18 protein-coding genes are annotated in these 16,105 nt (G+C 50.7%); 13 read left to right on the forward strand and 5 right to left on the reverse strand.

Translation table 11 applies throughout. The annotated features are described in order from the left end of the window. The first annotated feature begins 5 nt into the window (after positions 1-5). From dusA to ABFZ84_RS09335, 3 genes are all read left to right on the forward strand, one after another. Entirely contained in the window at positions 6-986 is a 981-nt protein-coding gene (dusA, locus tag ABFZ84_RS09325; protein ID WP_369313735.1) for a tRNA dihydrouridine(20/20a) synthase DusA, read from the forward strand. A 3-nt stretch (positions 987-989) separates the two neighbouring features. Further along, on the forward strand, positions 990-1,817 hold the full coding sequence (locus tag ABFZ84_RS09330; protein WP_369313736.1) for a sulfite exporter TauE/SafE family protein: 828 nt from the start codon (positions 990-992) through the stop codon (positions 1,815-1,817). Between the two features lie 97 nt (positions 1,818-1,914). Further along, a complete protein-coding gene (locus ABFZ84_RS09335; RefSeq protein WP_369313737.1) occupies positions 1,915-2,892 on the forward strand; it encodes a beta-ketoacyl-ACP synthase III in 978 nt (325 codons plus the stop codon). Between the two features lie 5 nt (positions 2,893-2,897). Here ABFZ84_RS09335 and ABFZ84_RS09340 read toward each other — a convergent pair whose 3' ends face one another. Beyond that, positions 2,898-3,722, reverse strand: coding sequence for a sterol desaturase family protein (locus tag ABFZ84_RS09340; RefSeq protein WP_369313738.1), 825 nt, complete (start codon positions 3,720-3,722; stop codon positions 2,898-2,900). 93 nt (positions 3,723-3,815) lie between these two features. Here ABFZ84_RS09340 and ABFZ84_RS09345 point away from each other — a divergent pair, with 93 nt between their 5' ends. Together ABFZ84_RS09345 and ABFZ84_RS09350 are read left to right on the forward strand one after the other, a co-directional pair. After that, entirely contained in the window at positions 3,816-4,517 is a 702-nt protein-coding gene (locus ABFZ84_RS09345; RefSeq protein ID WP_369313739.1) for a Crp/Fnr family transcriptional regulator, read from the forward strand. 10 nt (positions 4,518-4,527) lie between these two features. Beyond that, a complete protein-coding gene (locus ABFZ84_RS09350) occupies positions 4,528-4,746 on the forward strand; it encodes a SlyX family protein (protein WP_369313740.1) in 219 nt (72 codons plus the stop codon). Between the two features lie 4 nt (positions 4,747-4,750). Here the strand turns inward: ABFZ84_RS09350 and ABFZ84_RS09355 are convergent, their stop codons facing one another. Next, the gene (locus ABFZ84_RS09355) at positions 4,751-6,250 is read right to left on the reverse strand and encodes a phosphomannomutase/phosphoglucomutase (protein WP_369313741.1); all 1,500 of its coding nucleotides are present in this window, start codon (positions 6,248-6,250) and stop codon (positions 4,751-4,753) included. 213 nt (positions 6,251-6,463) lie between these two features. Between ABFZ84_RS09355 and ABFZ84_RS09360 the strand changes: the two genes are divergently transcribed. Then, positions 6,464-7,750 (forward strand): NupC/NupG family nucleoside CNT transporter, encoded by a 1,287-nt coding sequence (locus ABFZ84_RS09360; RefSeq protein ID WP_369313742.1) that lies wholly within the window; start codon positions 6,464-6,466, stop codon positions 7,748-7,750. A 66-nt stretch (positions 7,751-7,816) separates the two neighbouring features. Further along, the gene (locus tag ABFZ84_RS09365) at positions 7,817-8,419 is read left to right on the forward strand and encodes a uracil-DNA glycosylase family protein (protein WP_369313743.1); all 603 of its coding nucleotides are present in this window, start codon (positions 7,817-7,819) and stop codon (positions 8,417-8,419) included. Position 8,420: 1 nt separating this feature from the next. On the opposite strand, the gene ABFZ84_RS09370 is transcribed toward ABFZ84_RS09365, so the two are convergent. Then, positions 8,421-9,398 carry a lysozyme gene (locus tag ABFZ84_RS09370; RefSeq protein ID WP_369313744.1) on the reverse strand — a complete coding sequence of 326 codons (978 nt, stop codon included), beginning with the start codon at positions 9,396-9,398 and terminating at the stop codon, positions 8,421-8,423. A gap of 229 nt (positions 9,399-9,627) precedes the next feature. After that, positions 9,628-10,020 (reverse strand): hypothetical protein, encoded by a 393-nt coding sequence (locus ABFZ84_RS09375; RefSeq protein WP_369313745.1) that lies wholly within the window; start codon positions 10,018-10,020, stop codon positions 9,628-9,630. Positions 10,021-10,378: 358 nt separating this feature from the next. Here ABFZ84_RS09375 and dksA point away from each other — a divergent pair, with 358 nt between their 5' ends. Together dksA and ABFZ84_RS09385 are read left to right on the forward strand one after the other, a co-directional pair. Continuing rightward, a complete protein-coding gene (dksA, locus tag ABFZ84_RS09380; RefSeq protein ID WP_369313746.1) occupies positions 10,379-10,801 on the forward strand; it encodes an RNA polymerase-binding protein DksA in 423 nt (140 codons plus the stop codon). A 232-nt stretch (positions 10,802-11,033) separates the two neighbouring features. Then, on the forward strand, positions 11,034-11,237 hold the full coding sequence (locus ABFZ84_RS09385; protein ID WP_369313747.1) for a cold-shock protein: 204 nt from the start codon (positions 11,034-11,036) through the stop codon (positions 11,235-11,237). An 83-nt stretch (positions 11,238-11,320) separates the two neighbouring features. On the opposite strand, the gene ABFZ84_RS09390 is transcribed toward ABFZ84_RS09385, so the two are convergent. After that, positions 11,321-11,917: a DUF937 domain-containing protein gene (locus ABFZ84_RS09390; RefSeq protein WP_369313748.1), complete on the reverse strand. Its 597-nt coding sequence runs from the start codon at positions 11,915-11,917 to the stop codon at positions 11,321-11,323. A gap of 277 nt (positions 11,918-12,194) precedes the next feature. On the opposite strand from ABFZ84_RS09390, the gene ABFZ84_RS09395 reads away from it, so the two are divergent. The 4 genes from ABFZ84_RS09395 to ABFZ84_RS09410 all read left to right on the forward strand — a co-directional run bounded on the left by ABFZ84_RS09395 (position 12,195) and on the right by ABFZ84_RS09410 (position 16,101). After that, positions 12,195-12,890 carry an RlmE family RNA methyltransferase gene (locus ABFZ84_RS09395; protein WP_369314560.1) on the forward strand — a complete coding sequence of 232 codons (696 nt, stop codon included), beginning with the start codon at positions 12,195-12,197 and terminating at the stop codon, positions 12,888-12,890. A 12-nt stretch (positions 12,891-12,902) separates the two neighbouring features. Beyond that, positions 12,903-14,378 carry an IMP dehydrogenase gene (guaB, locus tag ABFZ84_RS09400; RefSeq protein ID WP_369313749.1) on the forward strand — a complete coding sequence of 492 codons (1,476 nt, stop codon included), beginning with the start codon at positions 12,903-12,905 and terminating at the stop codon, positions 14,376-14,378. A gap of 86 nt (positions 14,379-14,464) precedes the next feature. Further along, the gene (locus tag ABFZ84_RS09405; protein ID WP_369313750.1) at positions 14,465-14,719 is read left to right on the forward strand and encodes a hypothetical protein; all 255 of its coding nucleotides are present in this window, start codon (positions 14,465-14,467) and stop codon (positions 14,717-14,719) included. 68 nt (positions 14,720-14,787) lie between these two features. Then, positions 14,788-16,101, forward strand: a complete 1,314-nt coding sequence (locus ABFZ84_RS09410; RefSeq protein WP_369313752.1) for an RsmB/NOP family class I SAM-dependent RNA methyltransferase — start codon at positions 14,788-14,790, stop codon at positions 16,099-16,101. Positions 16,102-16,105 lie beyond the last annotated feature (4 nt).

Raw genomic sequence — 16,105 nt, forward strand, 5'->3', positions numbered from 1 at the left:
ATATCGTGAAAAATCAAAGCTATACATTTTGTGTTGCTCCGTTGATGGATGGAACAGATCGGCATTGCCGGTATTTTCACCGCTTATTGTCTAAGCGTGCGCGGTTATATTCGGAGATGATCACGGCGGATGCAGTAATAAACGGTAATCGCGAGTATCTTTTGGGTTTTGACCCGAGTGAGCATCCGGTAGCGCTTCAGCTTGGCGGGAGTGATCCGAAGAAGCTGCGCAAGGCATCGATGATAGGTGCTGAATGTGGCTATGACGAAATAAATTTGAATGTTGGCTGTCCATCTGACCGGGTACAAGCGGGGGCCTTTGGCGCTTGCCTAATGAAAACCCCTGAACTTGTCGCAGATTGTGTAAGCGAGATGATCGACGCCGTTGATATTCCGGTGACCGTAAAATGTCGTATCGGCGTTGATGATCAGGATCCGGAACAAAGCCTTTTCGATTTCGTGGAAAAAGTATCGAATTCGGGGTGTAAAGTATTCATTGTTCATGCGCGAAAAGCTTGGCTTAAGGGCTTATCACCTAAAGAGAATAGAACCGTTCCGCCGTTGGATTATGATCTTGTGCGTAAGCTGAGAAGGGAGCGCACGGATTTACAAATAATTCTGAACGGTGGGATTGAAACAATCGCCGATGCGGCGGCCCTTTCGACTGAATTTGATGGCGTGATGCTTGGTCGTGCTCCTTATGGCTCTCCATATTTTCTTGCTTCTGTTGACGAGTTACTTTTTGGCGAAGAGTGTGATGCGCCGACACGTGAAGAAGTTGTTCTGTTGATGTCTGAATACCTAAAGCGCCAATTTGTAAATGGTGTGAAACCGAATTCGATTACGCGCCACATGCTGGGGCTTTATCGTGGTGCGCCTGGTGCTCGTGTTTGGCGCAGATACATTTCACAAAATGTCAGTGCAGGGCGAGACGATATTCTCGATAAGGCGCTAGCAGCGGTCACGGCTGAGAGGGCTGCGGCATAACCGATGGATTTTGTCCTGCAACATTGGGTGTTGGTGCTTTCGCTATCGGGTGCGGGTTTTGCGGCTGGGTTTTCCGGAGGCCTTTTTGGTGTTGGTGGCGGGATCATCACTACGCCGGTGCTTTATGCGTTGTTTAAAGCGCTCGGTCACGGTGATAGCGAAAGTTTAAAAACAGCTATCGGGACGTCACTTGCGATTATTATAGTTACGTCCATCCGCTCGCTTTCCACCCATCACCGTGCGGGCCATGTTGATGGCTCTATCCTAAGGGCGTGGATACCATGGATTGCGCTCGGTGCAGGGTTGGGCGGGATCCTCTCGCGTTGGGCACCGGTTGAGCTATTGGCAATTATATTTGCGGCCGGAGCTTTCTGGGTGGCTTACCGTCGACTTTTCAAAAGCGAAACGAAGGCTGGATCGGCGACAGACTTGAATAGAAAGCGAATGAAAGTTCCGCTTGGTATCGGCACTGGTTTGTTCTCAAGCCTAATAGGTCTCGGTGGAGGGGCGCTTGGTGTCATGATTATGACGGTTGCTGGCCGACCGATGCATCAAGCGATAGGGACATCGGCGGGGTTTGGTGTCGCTGTCGCTGTTCCGGGCGTTTTTGGTTTTATTTATTCCGGACTTAACGTCGCAAATTTGCCACCTGTGTCCTTCGGGTATTTCAACTTTCCAGCCTTTGTGATTACGGCTGTGATGGCTGCGGTTGCTGCGCCAATCGGTGCCAAAGCGGCGCACCGCCTCAATGGTGCCTTCCTCTCCAAGGTTTTTGGTGGATATGTATTGATCGCGGCATGTGCGTTGGCAGCGGATGTTTTTTGGGGCTGACGATTATTTTTCGCAGGTGCGGTAATTATGTAGTCGATCATCTCCCCCGAACTGCTTAGGCTGCGAAGACTGTTTGTGGGTAATTGCGGAGCGGATCGTGGCAGAAATTGAAACTATTATAGCGGGTGTTGGCTCTCATTTGCCTGAGAATGTTGTGACAAACGACGATTTGGCGAAGCGGGTTGATACTTCTGATGAGTGGATCCGGTCGCGCAGTGGCATCGGACAACGACATTATGCTGCCGATGATGAAAGTACTTCGGACCTTGCAACCAAAGCGGCATGGAACGCGCTCGATCAAGCTGGGTTAAAGCCGCGTGATATTGGGCTTATTATTGTTGCGACCGTGACGCCTGATCGGACATTTCCATCGACAGCGGTTTATGTGCAGCAAAAGCTTGGTGTGCCGCCGGGGATCGCTTTTGACGTTTCGGCGGCCTGTGCAGGTTTTTTGTACGCAATGAATATAGCGCATGATTTCGTTCGAACAGGCCAAACCAAGCATGCGCTCATCATCGGTGCGGAAAAGCTTTCTTGTTTTTTAGACTGGGATGATCGCAGTACTTGCGTATTGTTTGGTGATGGTGCCGGGGCCGTGGTGCTAAGCGGAGAGGCCCCGTTAACGGCGCGGCGCCCGCGAGGTGTGTTGGCGACTTATTTGTCAGCGGATGGCCGATTGGCCGATCATCTTTATGCGGATGGTGGACCTTCGACAACCGCGACGGTTGGCAAGGTGCGCATGAACGGCAAAGAGGTTTTCCGGAATGCTGTTGAACAGATTTCCAACGCAGTTTTTGAGGTCACTGAGCGCGCTAAGGTAAACCGCTCTGAGATCGATTGGTTCGTTCCGCATCAAGCCAATATCCGTATCATACAGTCATGCTCTAAGAAGCTGGATCTCGATGAGAGCAATATCATTATGACGATCGATAAACATGCGAACACATCATCGGCTTCGATCCCTCTCGCGCTCGATGTTGCTATCCGCGATGGTCGCGTGAAACGCGGCGAATTGCTTGTCTTCGCCGCGCTTGGTGGTGGTTTAGCTTGGGGGTCAGCCTTAGTTCGATATTAAAACCATTACTCCGCGGGGGCTAGTTTTTCTGTCTTTTTTGCGCGAATTAATGGCCATAGTAGTTGTTCACTTGCTGGCGTGTAGGGAAGGTTTTCAACCCCCATGCGTTCCGGGTACTGCCGCGTTATTTTCGCTGTGCCGAAGAGAACATCCCAAAAGAACAAGAGATTGCCGAAATTCCCTTTGTAGTTGGTGATGCCGTCCGCGGCGAACTTTCCGTGATGTGCGCTATGGGTGGCGGGTGTGGAGATTGTGCGTTCAACGACCCACATAACCGGTGAAAGCCATTTCAATTTGTATAGAGGTGCATCCCAGCGAACGTCCGAATGCGCACCGTAAATTACAATAGCTTTTACGACAATGTAGCCAGCGTAAACATAGCCCAATCCTAGATAAATCAATGCACCAGAGAACCACAGGCCTGGCATGAGCAGGTAATAAAATATGTTGTTGCGATAGACGACGCGGATGGACAAATATTCTGCGTTATGGTGGGGGCGGTGCAATTTGTAGAGCCATGGTACGCTATGTGATGTACGGTGCCACCAATATTGCATCATATCGTCAAATATCAGGAACAGAGCAATTGCGGCAACTAACGGAATAGTCGCAAGCGACCCAGCGGCTTCCGGAGCGATTAAACTTGCTAAGAAGCCACCGGCAAATAGCGCCATTGGCTGTGTCACTAAGGTGAGTGACAAAGTGCTGACAATTTCGACGATAATGTCTTCGCGGGTTTGTCCGGGTTTGCGAAAGAAATTGGTTCGAAATATTTCCAACAACGCGAAAAGACACAAGATTCCGAGAATTAAGATAAGTTCCGGCTTCATTGGGTGCTCCCTGAAAATGCACCTTCTTTGGGTGCGGTATATCTTTTCATAGCAGCTACGAAAGCGTATAAATGCTAAGAAGTTAGCATTTGAATGATTATGGTCGATTTGCTGGAATTTGGCGGGCAATCATTCTTGTCGTTATTGCCAGAAGTGATGGCAGAACGGTTAGTTTCTGCTGGCGTTGCCGTTCGCTTTGAGGACGGTGAGACGGTCCATTTAAGGGGCGATATCCGGCCCGGGCTATCTATCGTCAAGTCCGGTGCGGTTCGGTTTTCTATACCGGGTATCGATGGATCTAGCGTTACAAGTTCAATATTGGGGGGCGGGCATTCCTTTGGTGAGGCAACGCTTTTTGCTAAACTGCCGCGAACACATGATGCTATTGCGGTCGGTGCGACAACAATCAACCAAATTAGCAAGGCACGGTTTGACAAGATATTTGATGAAGAGCCCGGGCTTGCGCGAATAATGTTGGAAGCTACGACAACGCGCCTTTATAGCGTTTTAGAGTTCATGGATGATCTGCGGCGGCATCCATTAAATGTACGGGTTGCGAAAATCATATTTTCGATGGCGCAATCTTCTAAAGTTGAGAATGTCATTGAAATCAGTCAATCAGACTTCGCGTTCACCTTAGGCGTTTCACGGGTGTCTATCGGCAAAGCGCTCGCTGGTCTGCAGTCTGATGGTTTGATTAAATTGGGGTATGGGAAAATAAGCATAGCTAACTATGATCAATTAAATAATTGGATTACGGATCATTCTGTGTTAGCGCCACTGGCTAGGAATTAAGGTTTTGTGTATGGATATCGAAATATTATCAAAAAGACTTGAGCGGCTGGAAGAACGGTCAGCCCATCAAGAACAGTCAATTGAAGAGCTGTTAGACGTCGTCAATGAGCAACAAAAATCCATTGAGACGTTGCGACGTGAATCATCTCGCCTCAAAGAAGAGTTGAAACAGGTTGAAGATATTGCGGTGAATGGGGAGCAGCATGAACCGCCGCCACCCCATTATTGAGCAATTAGATTTTTTGGTTATATTCGCCGACTTCCGGATGTTCTCGCAGCACGGCGTCCATTTCAGCGAACATCTTTTTCATATTCTCTTCGGATGTTGGGCTTTCAATTACGACCACAAGCTCCGGTTTGTTTGATGACGCGCGGATAAGACCCCATGTGCCATCTTCTGCTGTGATGCGCACTCCGTTCACGGTAACCACATCCCGGATTGATTGGCCGATGATTGTTCCGCCGTCTTTGGCGCGTGCTTCCAAGGTGGCAACAACTTTTTTTACGACGTCATATTTGATTTCATCCGCGCAGTGAGGTGACATGGTTGGTGATTGCCATGTCTTGGGCAAAGATTTGCGCAAATCGGAAAGCTTTTTATCTGGATTGCGGTCGAGCATTTGTAAAAGCGCAATCGCAGCGACTAGTCCGTCATCATAGCCGCGTCCAATCGGAGCATTAAAAAAGAAGTGCCCAGATTTTTCGAAACCAGCAAGTGCATTCATTTCATGGCTTTTACGTTTAATATAAGAATGTCCGGTTTTCCAATATTCTGTCTTCGCTCCATTTTCGATGAGGATTGGGTCGGTTACGAATAGGCCGGTCGATTTTACATCAACAACAAATTGAGCATTTTCATGGAGTGCAGAAAGATCGCGCGCGATTAAAACCCCAATCTTATCTGCAAAAATCTCTTCGCCTTCGTCATCAACGACGCCACAGCGGTCGCCATCTCCGTCAAAGCCCAACGCTAGGTCCGCGCCGTGTTCGCTAATTGCATCACGCATAGCGTGAAGCATTTCCATATCTTCAGGGTTCGGATTATAGCGCGGGAAAGTGTGGTCAAGCTCTGCGTCCATGGGGATGACCTCAATTCCGAGGCGGGATAGGGCTTCGGGCGCGAAGGCCCCGGCAGTTCCATTGCCGCAAGCTGCGACGACTTTAAGGTTGCGTTGTATTTTGACGTCTTTGACCACATCGTCGATATATCGTTCGCGTAATCCTTCGACATATTTATATTCGCCGCCCGGAAATGACTTATACTCTGCATTCAGTACAATCTCTTTGAGCCTGCCCATTTCATCGGGACCAAATGTTAGTGGCATCTCAACGCCCATTTTTACGCCGGTCCAGCCATTTTCGTTGTGACTGGCCGTCACCATGGCGACGCAGGGAATTTCCAGGTCAAATTGGGCGAAATATGCGACCGGTGAGAGCGCAAGGCCAATATCATTCACTTCGATCCCAGCGCTCATAAGGCCGACGATCAACGCTTGTTTGATCGAAAGTGAGTATCCGCGGAAATCATGACCGACGACAATCCGTGGTTCTTTCCCCAACTCCCTGATCAGCGTACCCAACCCTTGCCCCAAGGCTTGGATCCCCAATAGGTTGATTTCCTTTTCAAATAGCCACCGGGCGTCATATTCACGGAAACCCGTGGCTTTGACGAGCGGTGCGACCTCATATGTGAGGGTATTTGGTTTCAGATCGGCGCTTGGCTTGGGCAGCATGAAAGGTTCCTTCGGAATATCATAAGTTAGGGCGCACTTTAGGGGGCTCGCCGTGAGGTGCAAGCATCAAAGAATATGTGCAGAATCAGTGACAATTGCTGAACGCTTGCGCATAGTCTGCCACTGTCACAAAAGGGTCGCGCATGAGTTGCGATCAGTTAAGTCGGGTTTGGGACGAGCGCGACGCGATTACCGGGTATTCACGAGGGGTTCATGGATCTACCATTTGAGTTGAGCGATATCGGCGTGCGTGGTCAGAGCGCTCTCGGACTAGTCGCATTTGTTTTCATCGCTTGGCTCTTTTCGAACGGGAAGGGGCGGTTTCCGTTTTTTTCGGCGGTTTGGACCGTTGGTGCGCAAATTCTGATTGCAGCGTTGTTGCTCTATCTGCCCCCAGCGCGCGAGGCATTAAAAAGTTTGCGTGCGGTAGTCGAGGCGCTACAGGCGGCAACCACTGTGGGAACCTCATTCGTGTTTGGCTATATGGGTGGGGCCGAACCCCCCTTTGAAGTCGTGAATCAAGGGGCGATGTTTAACTTTGCGTTTGGCGCGTTACCGCTGGTGATTTTTTTCTCTGGGCTTTCGGCGCTGTTGTGGCACTGGGGCATTTTGAAATTCTTCGTGCGTGGGTTTGCATTTTTGCTCGAAAAGATTTTCCGCGTTGGTGGGGCTGTCGCGCTCTCGTCGGCTGCAAATACTTTTTTGGGTCAGACCGAAGCGCCATTGATGATCCGTCCTTTTCTAAATCGCGTTTCAAGGTCGGAATTATTCATCATCATTACCGGCGGGTTCGCCACCGTTGCGGGCTCTGTCATGGCTATTTACGCGATTATTCTCGATAATATTGATCCCTCCGTACTTGGGCATATCATTGTCGCTTCAATCATTTCGGTGCCAGCCGCGATCCTAATGGCGCAAGTCATGATTCCGGCTGAAAAACATGAACTTCCGACTTCTGCTGATGCTGCCGATGACTTTAAATATGCAAGTTCGATGGATGCTTTCGTGCGCGGCGTAACCGATGGATTGGGGCTATATCTTAATATTATTGCGGCGCTAATCGCGTTCACGGCATTTGCCGCGTTGATCAATATTTTGCTTGCTGCGGGGCCAGATGTCGCGGGCGCACCACTTACGCTAGAGCGCATGCTTGGGGTGGTTTTTGCGCCGTTGATGTGGCTTGCGGGTGTGCCGTGGAACGAAGCGTTTGATGCTGGCTCACTCATGGGTGTCAAAACTGCGGTCAATGAATTGGTTGCTTATGTGCGATTGTCTGAAGTGCCGGAAGGTACATTCAGCGACCGGACCTTTCTAATACTTGTTTATTCGCTTTGTGGGTTTGCAAACTTTGCAAGTCTCGGCATCGTCATTGGCGGACTAACGGTTCTCGCGCCGGAACGTCGGCAAGACGTTATAAATCTCGCGCCTCGTGCACTCGTTGCCGGTACTTTGGCGACGTTGATGACAGGGGCGGTTATTGGATTAATCTGGGTCGGTTAGGAACCGCAGGTCGGCACTCGCGATTTTGTTAAAAGCCTAACGGGCCACTTGTGTTATCATGGTTCAATGGCCCCGTTAAAACCGCTACTTAAAGATATTCGGGCATGTCGCATTTGCATCGATGATCCGCGCGGTATGCCGCTGCCGCATGAACCTCGGCCAGTCGTCCGCGCGACAGCGACTGCCAAAATTGCCATCTACGGTCAGGCTCCCGGTATCCGCGTTCACAAAAGCGGCATGCCGTTTACAGACCCCTCCGGTGATCGGTTGCGCGAATGGATGGGTGTCAGCGAAGAAGAGTTTTACGACGAGACCAAAGTAGCGATTGTGCCTATGGGATTTTGTTTCCCCGGATACGATGCCAATGGAGCGGATAAGCCTCCGCGTAAAGAATGTGCGCCTGCCTGGCGGCAACAGCTGATTGATGCGATGCCGAATGTCAAAACTGCAATTCTTGTTGGTGGGTATGCGCAAAAATGGCACTTGGGGAAAAGTGCACGGTCGAATTTGACCGAGACAGTTGAGCACTGGCGCGAATACACGCCGCAATATTTCCCAACTCCACACCCATCCTGGCGCAATAACAGCTGGCTGAAAAAGAACTCGTGGTTTGAGGCAGAGTTGTTACCGGTTTTGCGGAAAAGGGTGCGCCGTTTAATTCAGGCGTAAGTTAGCGCCGATAGTTATTCCAATCGTCGAAACGGGCATAAAGCACATAAAGCACGGCCAATATGATCAGCACCAAGAGTGCGAATTGAATCTGTGCTTCGACCGCGTGCACTTCGTGTTTGGACGGACGTTCGTCAGAGGGAATTCCCACCGTTTCGGTGGTTTGCTCTTGCGTTTGATCGCCTGTTGCGCCGTCTAAGTTATTGTCAGTTTGCTCGTGGCCAAATTCGTCGTGAGTCGATGTGTCTGGCTGCGGCGTACCCAAATTTCCAGTTGCGGGCGCTGAGCCATCACCACCCATCGAATTAGGTACTTCGGTATACCCAGTACCATTTTCGATGTTGGTTTCAATGTTATTGAGTTCCTCGGCATCTTGGCGCCCCATAGACGATGAGGCGACACCAGCACCGCCAGCAATGGCTGCGCCCTGTACCGTACGGCTTTCTGCAACGTTACCTCGACGCGGTGAGTCCTCAATCGGGGTAACGCGTGAATTTTCATCAAGTTGTTTGGGGTCTCTGACTTGAACTGGGCTGGTCGGAGTGAGGAAGAGGGCGCGTTCTGCGGCGCGCCGCCGCGTCAGCCCTAATACAGGACGCAAAACCCCACTGACTGTTGCTTTATTCCACCAAGTAAGAGCATCTGCGGCACCGATGCGGTCGCCTTTGTTAAGGCGCTTCAAGGCGGTGGAGCTACGCAGGGCACCAGCGCCTACATTGTAAACGAAGCTCACAAGGGCGTCGAATTCGTTCTGATTAAGTTTAACTTTTGTAGCACTTTCAACGGCTTGCTCACGAGATTTCAGGTCTCGCCGAAGTAACTCTTCGGCTTCGCGCTCACTGATCCGCATGCCGGGTTGGACATCGGGGCCTGTATGGCCGTAGCCAATCGTCCAGATGTCCGCAATGTCCTGATAGGCTTCAAGTTCAAGCCCTTCAAATTGCTTTAGTAACTGAATTCCGCTTTCTGATGTCTTCATCGAAAAGCCCCCACACCCCTCTGCTTAAATTTACCATAACTGTAAAACACGGCAAAATGTAGGAGGTTACGTAAGGAATTTGAGAATTTCCAAAAACTGTGATGTTGCGTGATTAAAGTGCTCTAAAATCCGCGTAAATTCGCACGATTGGCATTCTGCCGAGCAAATAAGAAATAATAGCGGCTATGGATTGCGAGCTAGTTATCGGGCGTCGCTGGGCCGAAAGTGGTCAAATCAGGGCAGAAGCGCTCTTTGGTGTGACCTCTGTAGGTGTTTCGACTCGATTAAGGTCGTTCTCGATGTTGCCAATTTTCTCCAGAAGAAAACGCTGATGGGCTGCATGAGCCTCAAAGCATGCTGTGATCTCGCGTAGTTCTAAAAGGGCTTTCGGATCGACGGAACGGATCATGTTTCGGTCAGCAGCGACTGACCGAATAGACACCGCATAAGAAGCAGCCAATCTTGCTTTGTCGGCTTGGAATTGTTGGAGGTCACTGACTTTTTGCGCAATCAATGCCGCATTTTCTTGCTCAAAAATCTCATTGAGCGACTGTGTGATCTCGATCAGTCCTTGAACGCGGGTAGCGGCATCAGATTCAGCAAAAGTATAGGCGGTGGACATCAGGTCACTCCTTATCATCGGAACGAGCAATAATGACTAGCGGAAAAGAAACCGTTTCAGATTTCTTTGAAATTATTCCTATCGGTTAAGAGGTGGCGGTGTGTGTTTGTTGCAGCGCAGCGATGTTTCGTTTTCGTCGAACATCTTTTACATGCTATTTATCACCAATAACTGGTGCATATTTACGACAGGTTGGGAGCTTTCTAATGAAACCCAAAATCAATCTTTCAATTTTATGAAATTCTTGGGGAATGGCAGAGGATTTGCTAATCGCTGCTTGAGCCGAAGGCACCTCATGGCTATAGAGAGCCGCGACTCGGTCGTTGCATAGGCCCGGTCAATAGGTGTTAGTTGGGAGATGACCATGTCAGCATCTGAGATTGACGAGTATCGTCCGTCCGAAGACGAAACCTTTATGGATGATCGCCAAAAGGAGTATTTCAAAAGAAAACTCCTTGCTTGGAAAAACGATATTCTAAAGGAAAGTCAGGGTACCCTGACCAATCTTATGGAAGACAACAATCACTTGCCTGATGTGGCCGATAGGGCATCTAGCGAAACTGAGAAGGCGTTAGAGCTGCGTACCCGTGACCGTCAGCGAAAACTCATTTCAAAAATCGATTCGGCTTTGCGTCGTATTGAGACTGGCGAATATGGCTACTGTGAGGAAACAGGGGAGCCAATAGGCGTGCGTCGGCTTGATGCTCGGCCCATAGCTACCTTGTCTTTAGAGGCCCAGGAACGCCACGAGCGGGACGAAAAAGTTCACCGAGACGACTAAAGCTTCAGCGGAATTCATTTTATTCCCCTTGCGGTTCGGGTTTCTAAGCCTTATATCCCAAGCGCAATTTCTGTTTTGGGCCGCTGCCGAACGCGGCCGACTTACCTGTCTGCTAAGCTCTTCGACCTTTCCAAGACACGGGTTGCGACGCACCGGCTTTGTTCATTCGAACGAGGTCACTTCTACGCCATGCTGAATTTGTATGGCGCGCCTAATGTCAAGGAGACGAAAGATGGCGACTGGTACTGTTAAATGGTTCAACGGCCAAAAAGGCTACGGATTTATCCAACCTGACGATGGCGGCAAAGACGTGTTTGTTCACGCGACTGCCGTTGAAGCTTCAGGCATCGGCCAATTGGTTGAAGGTCAAAAAATTGGTTACGACCTAACTGATGATCGCGGCAAAACTGCTGCAGGCAACCTAAAAGCTGTCTAATTAATTCGTTCATTCGAATGAAAAACGGCACCCATTCGGGTGCCGTTTTTTTTGTCGGTTATTTTTGAATGACCTATACAAATTTATTTGCGTCCGAACAGCCCGCCCAAAAGCTTCTTCCCGGCGGCTTCCATCAGATCATCCTTGAAGTCGCCATCACCATCTTGGTCGAGGAAGTTCATTAGCCCACCTAATTCGGCGGGTGCGGACTTTTGGAAACGTACGCTTTCTTCGGTTACGAGACCTGCAAGGGCCGAAGCATCAAGACCTTGCTCGCGTTTTGCGCGCCCAAGTGAGGCCAAAACAGCGGGCGCAGCCATGGCCAATAATTGCGCGATTTGCGACTGATCAACGCCAGCAGATTTCGCAAGTGCCATTTCAGTTTGTTGTTGTTTGCCGCCCAGAATATGGCCCAGGATCTTTTGTCCATCGGCAATCACATTGTCGTTGCCAAGCCCGGATACGTTGTTGAGCAAACTGCCATCATGGTTGTCTAGCGCGTTCGCTAATGCTGCTGCGCCATCGGGGCTGGACGCATTTTTCTTTAGTCCGGCCATAATCGCCGCCATAGCCATTGGCATCATTTTATCGGCGATTCCCTCGTTCAAGCCGGTTTTGTTGGCGGCTTGTTGCGTCACCTGTTGGGTAACGACTTGGGTCAGTTGATCCATTAGCGACATGATGTTTCTACTCCTTTTGAGATACCCGCGTGGCCCTAGCGGGTTGTAGCCATTAAGTCCTGGAAGGCAAAGGGGACGGAAGTGATCGGCACTTTTCCACAAAAAGCGGTTGAAAGCCTCATAGACTCGGCTATGAAGGCCCATGGAGCGACGCAATAATTCATCGAAGCCACCTAGTGCTGCCGGGAAACGGCGCAAAAAGGTCAAAAAAACCAACATCGCGACGACCGCGCTTGGTGAAGAGCCTGAAAAACGCTCGCGCAAAAAAGATGCGCCCATGGCAGGCGAAGCCAAGCCCCGCGAATTTAATGTCCATGTGAAGACCGCAAAACGGCGTGACTATGCCTCGACCTTGTGGCTCAAGCGGCAATTGAACGACCCTTATGTGCGCAAAGCCAAAGCCGAAGGATTTCGGTCACGAGCGGCGTATAAGCTGATCGAATTAGACGAAAAATTCCAACTTCTCCGTCCCGGTGCGCGTGTTGTGGATCTTGGCTGCGCCCCTGGGGGCTGGTGTCAAGTTGCCGCCAAGGCGGTTGGGAAATCAGGACGCGTTGTCGGGATTGACTATCTTGGCATGCCGGCTGTTCCCGGCGCAGATGTTCTTGAGATGGACTTTTTAGATGAAGAAGCGCCTCAAAAATTACAAGAGCTGATGGATGGCAAGGCCGATTTGGTTCTTTCGGATATGGCGGCCCCGACGACCGGCCATCGGTCTACGGATCATTTGCGAATTGTGGGGCTTGCAGAGGCGGCGCTTGATTACGCAGAAGATGTTCTCGCACCCGGCGGTGCATTTGTCTGTAAGGTGTTTGCCGGTGGTGCCGAAGGTGATCTTTTGAATCGTCTAAAAATGAATTTTGAATCTGTAAAACACGCGAAGCCAAAAGCGAGTCGTTCTGGGTCCGCAGAGAAATATGTTGTCGCCACTGGCTTTCGTGGCGTGACAGACAATGAGATTAGTGAAGACTAGGGAACTATGGTTATGCAAATCCGTGATGCACTGACATTTGATGATGTTTTGTTGGAGCCGGGACCATCAGAGGTTATGCCATCGGGTGTCGATGTGCGGGCACGACTGACACGGGAAATCACGCTGAACATTCCAATACTTTCAGCCGCGATGGATACGGTGACCGAGGCCGAAATGGCAATCGCCATGGCCCAGAATGGTGGTATAGGCGTTTTGCACCGTAACCTCGGCCTCGAAGAACAGATTGAGCATGTCCGCCGCGTAAAGCGTTTTGAGAGCGGTATGGTGGTAAATCCGTTGACGCTTACGCCAGATGATACCCTACGTACCGCTCAAGCGATTATGACTGAACGGCAAATCTCTGGATTTCCTGTTGTTGAAAATCCAGATGCGAATGGCGTTGGCAAGCTGGTTGGTGTGCTGACAAACCGTGATATGCGCTTTGCGCGCAATCTGGACCAACCCGTCCGAGACTTGATGACGTCTGCTGACTTGGTGACTGTATCACCGGGTGTATGCCAAGATGACGTGCGAGAGCTTTGTCACCGGCGCAGGATTGAGCGCGTGGTCGTTGTTGATGAACAATACCGGTGCGTTGGTTTGATTACTGTGAAAGACATGGAAAAAGCCCGTGCTTATCCGCTAGCGAACAAAGATTCCCAAGGACGCCTGCGCGTTGCTGCGGCATCGAGCGTTGGTGATGATGGGTTCACCCGTATTGAGGCGCTGATCGACGCGGGTTGCGATGTGGTGGTGATTGATACGGCGCACGGACATTCCGCACGCGTGGCTGAGCAAGTCACTCGGGTTAAAAAACTGTCAAATGCGGTACAAGTCATTGCGGGGAATGTTGCCACCTATGATGCGACCAAATCGCTGATCGATGCCGGGGCCGATGCGATTAAAGTCGGTATTGGACCGGGCTCAATTTGTACGACACGGATTGTTGCCGGTGTTGGTGTGCCGCAACTAACGGCAGTTATGGATGCTGCGCGTGCAGGACGCGAATCCGGGGTTCCGATCATCGCGGATGGCGGCGTGAAGTATTCTGGCGATATGGCGAAGGCGCTAGCGGCGGGAGCGGACTGCGTTATGATTGGGTCGCTATTGGCGGGCACGGATGAAGCACCGGGCGAAGTATTCCTGTATCAGGGGCGGTCATATAAATCCTATCGGGGGATGGGATCAATTACGGCCATGTCGCGCGGGTCTGCAGACCGATATTTCCAAGCTGACGTAAAAGAGCAGATGAAATTGGTGCCCGAAGGGATCGAGGGACGCGTGCCGCACAAAGGGCCAATCGGTCCTATTTTGCACCAACTGGTTGGCGGAATTCGCGCCTCTATGGGCTATGTCGGGGCTCCGACGATTGAGGAAATGCAGAAGCGAGCAAAATTTGTTAAAATCACCAATGCGGGGCTTAAGGAAAGCCACGTTCATGATGTGGCGATCACCCGCGAGGCACCAAACTATCCGACGCCGAATTAATGAATTGGCGTTTTTGGTTTTGTGAATTAGCCTTTGGCCGACTGACATAAGCCTGTCAGCGACATTTTTGCAAAAAGGGGAACGCTATGAAGAAACTAATTATTATGGGAATTGTCGGGAGCGTGTTCGGGTTCTCAACGGCGGTTGCAGATGACTCTATGTCGGCTTGTTTGGAATTTGCGGACCGAAACAATGTGTCACCCGAACCATGCGCATGTATTGCAGCGGCGGTGGCAAATGATCCGGCGCTTAAAGCGGAGCAGATTGCATTGGTGACACTAGACGACTTTGTTACCGCATCGCCTGAACTGCAAAGTGCTCTTGATGATTGCGTTGACTAATTTAACGGCGGCGGCGCGCGACATAATTTGGGTGCCGCTGCTTATCGTATTTATGTTTGGAAGTAGTAATGCGGCTTAGTGGGCGGCTTTCGGCCGCGATAGAAGTTCTAACTGATTTCGAGACGCGCCGTGTCCCATTGAAAACAGCGTTGGCCGATTGGGCGAGGGGTGCCCGGTATGCCGGTGCGAAAGACCGGGCCTGGATATCAGGGCTATGTCTTGATGTGCTTCGTAAACGTCAATCGATCGCCGCGATGATGACCGACGATACACCGCGGGCTGCGGTAATTGGGTGTCTCTTCTTTGAATGGTTAACCGCGATTGACGAGCTTCGTTCAGCCCTAACCGAAGAACCCCATGGTGCGGGCGCATTAACAGAGGCTGAATTCGAGCGATTAGAAAAACCCGTTCCAAGCGAAAAATTTACACCGGCTGTTAGGGGCAATTTTCCCGAATGGATGGTGCCCAATATTGAACGTGTATTTGGTGAAAATACCGTCAGTGTCATGAATGGATATGCTGAACGGGCGGATATCGACCTTCGGCTAAATAGATTAAAGGTTGAATCTGAAAAAGCGCTGTCAGCACTCAAATCCGTCAAGGCAAATCCTATTTCCTTACTGAATAACGCGGCTCGAATTAGTGCGCCAAACCCGAGCGAGAAAGCGCCAGCGGTGACGGTGATCCCAGCATTCAATAAGGGGTGGGTCGAAGTTCAAGATTTAGGAAGCCAGATCGCTGCATTGGCGGCAGGTGAGGTGAAAAGCGCTCAGGTGCTCGATTTCTGCGCGGGTGGCGGCGGTAAGACTCTGGCCCTAGCAGCGATGATGGAAAACACTGGCCAGCTTTATGCCTATGATCGTGACCCGCACCGGCTAAAGCCGCTATTTCACCGCGCCAAACGCGCGGGTGTGCGAAATTTACAGATCCGATCACCGGCTGGCGATGAAGGGCTTGAAGACCTCACCAATAAAATGGATGTGGTGTTTGTCGATGCGCCTTGTACAGGGGCGGGGACGTGGCGACGTCATCCGGATACGAAATGGCGACTTACAGAACAGCAATTACAACGCCGGATGAAAGAGCAGGACATAGTGCTCAAGCAAGCGGCGGCATTTGTAAAACCTGGCGGACGGATGGTCTGGGTCACTTGCTCATTTCTAATGGAAGAAAACGAAGACCGTTTGGCATCGTTTCTTGAAGCCCATTCAGAGTTTTCACAACAGCCAGTCATTGAAGCGATGGCCTCGACTACTCTCCTGACTGCCAAAGGCCGGGAAGCGCTTTCCACATTGAGTACGCCGGAAGGTGCCGTTCGGCTATCGCCTGATAAAATACGAGCCGATGGATTTTTTATCGCGACACTGCGTCGAACCAACTAAGAGA

The organism is Hyphococcus lacteus, assembly GCF_041058985.1.
Taxonomy (GTDB): Bacteria; Pseudomonadota; Alphaproteobacteria; order Caulobacterales; family Parvularculaceae; genus Hyphococcus; species Hyphococcus lacteus.

What these genes read in the sequence shown, in the direction of transcription:
- ABFZ84_RS09330 (WP_369313736.1), top strand. Translation starts at nt 990, where the DNA reads ATGGATTTTGTCCTGCAACATTGGGTGTTGGTGCTTTCGCTATCGGGT.
- ABFZ84_RS09340 (WP_369313738.1), bottom strand. Translation starts at nt 3,722, where the DNA reads ATGAAGCCGGAACTTATCTTAATTCTCGGAATCTTGTGTCTTTTCGCG.
- ABFZ84_RS09345 (WP_369313739.1), top strand. Translation starts at nt 3,816, where the DNA reads ATGATTATGGTCGATTTGCTGGAATTTGGCGGGCAATCATTCTTGTCG.
- ABFZ84_RS09350 (WP_369313740.1), top strand. Translation starts at nt 4,528, where the DNA reads ATGGATATCGAAATATTATCAAAAAGACTTGAGCGGCTGGAAGAACGG.
- ABFZ84_RS09355 (WP_369313741.1), bottom strand. Translation starts at nt 6,250, where the DNA reads ATGCTGCCCAAGCCAAGCGCCGATCTGAAACCAAATACCCTCACATAT.
- ABFZ84_RS09360 (WP_369313742.1), top strand. Translation starts at nt 6,464, where the DNA reads ATGGATCTACCATTTGAGTTGAGCGATATCGGCGTGCGTGGTCAGAGC.
- ABFZ84_RS09365 (WP_369313743.1), top strand. Translation starts at nt 7,817, where the DNA reads ATGGCCCCGTTAAAACCGCTACTTAAAGATATTCGGGCATGTCGCATT.
- ABFZ84_RS09370 (WP_369313744.1), bottom strand. Translation starts at nt 9,398, where the DNA reads ATGAAGACATCAGAAAGCGGAATTCAGTTACTAAAGCAATTTGAAGGG.
- ABFZ84_RS09375 (WP_369313745.1), bottom strand. Translation starts at nt 10,020, where the DNA reads ATGTCCACCGCCTATACTTTTGCTGAATCTGATGCCGCTACCCGCGTT.
- dksA (WP_369313746.1), top strand. Translation starts at nt 10,379, where the DNA reads ATGACCATGTCAGCATCTGAGATTGACGAGTATCGTCCGTCCGAAGAC.
- ABFZ84_RS09385 (WP_369313747.1), top strand. Translation starts at nt 11,034, where the DNA reads ATGGCGACTGGTACTGTTAAATGGTTCAACGGCCAAAAAGGCTACGGA.
- ABFZ84_RS09390 (WP_369313748.1), bottom strand. Translation starts at nt 11,917, where the DNA reads ATGTCGCTAATGGATCAACTGACCCAAGTCGTTACCCAACAGGTGACG.
- ABFZ84_RS09395 (WP_369314560.1), top strand. Translation starts at nt 12,195, where the DNA reads ATGGCAGGCGAAGCCAAGCCCCGCGAATTTAATGTCCATGTGAAGACC.
- guaB (WP_369313749.1), top strand. Translation starts at nt 12,903, where the DNA reads ATGCAAATCCGTGATGCACTGACATTTGATGATGTTTTGTTGGAGCCG.
- ABFZ84_RS09405 (WP_369313750.1), top strand. Translation starts at nt 14,465, where the DNA reads ATGAAGAAACTAATTATTATGGGAATTGTCGGGAGCGTGTTCGGGTTC.
- ABFZ84_RS09410 (WP_369313752.1), top strand. Translation starts at nt 14,788, where the DNA reads ATGCGGCTTAGTGGGCGGCTTTCGGCCGCGATAGAAGTTCTAACTGAT.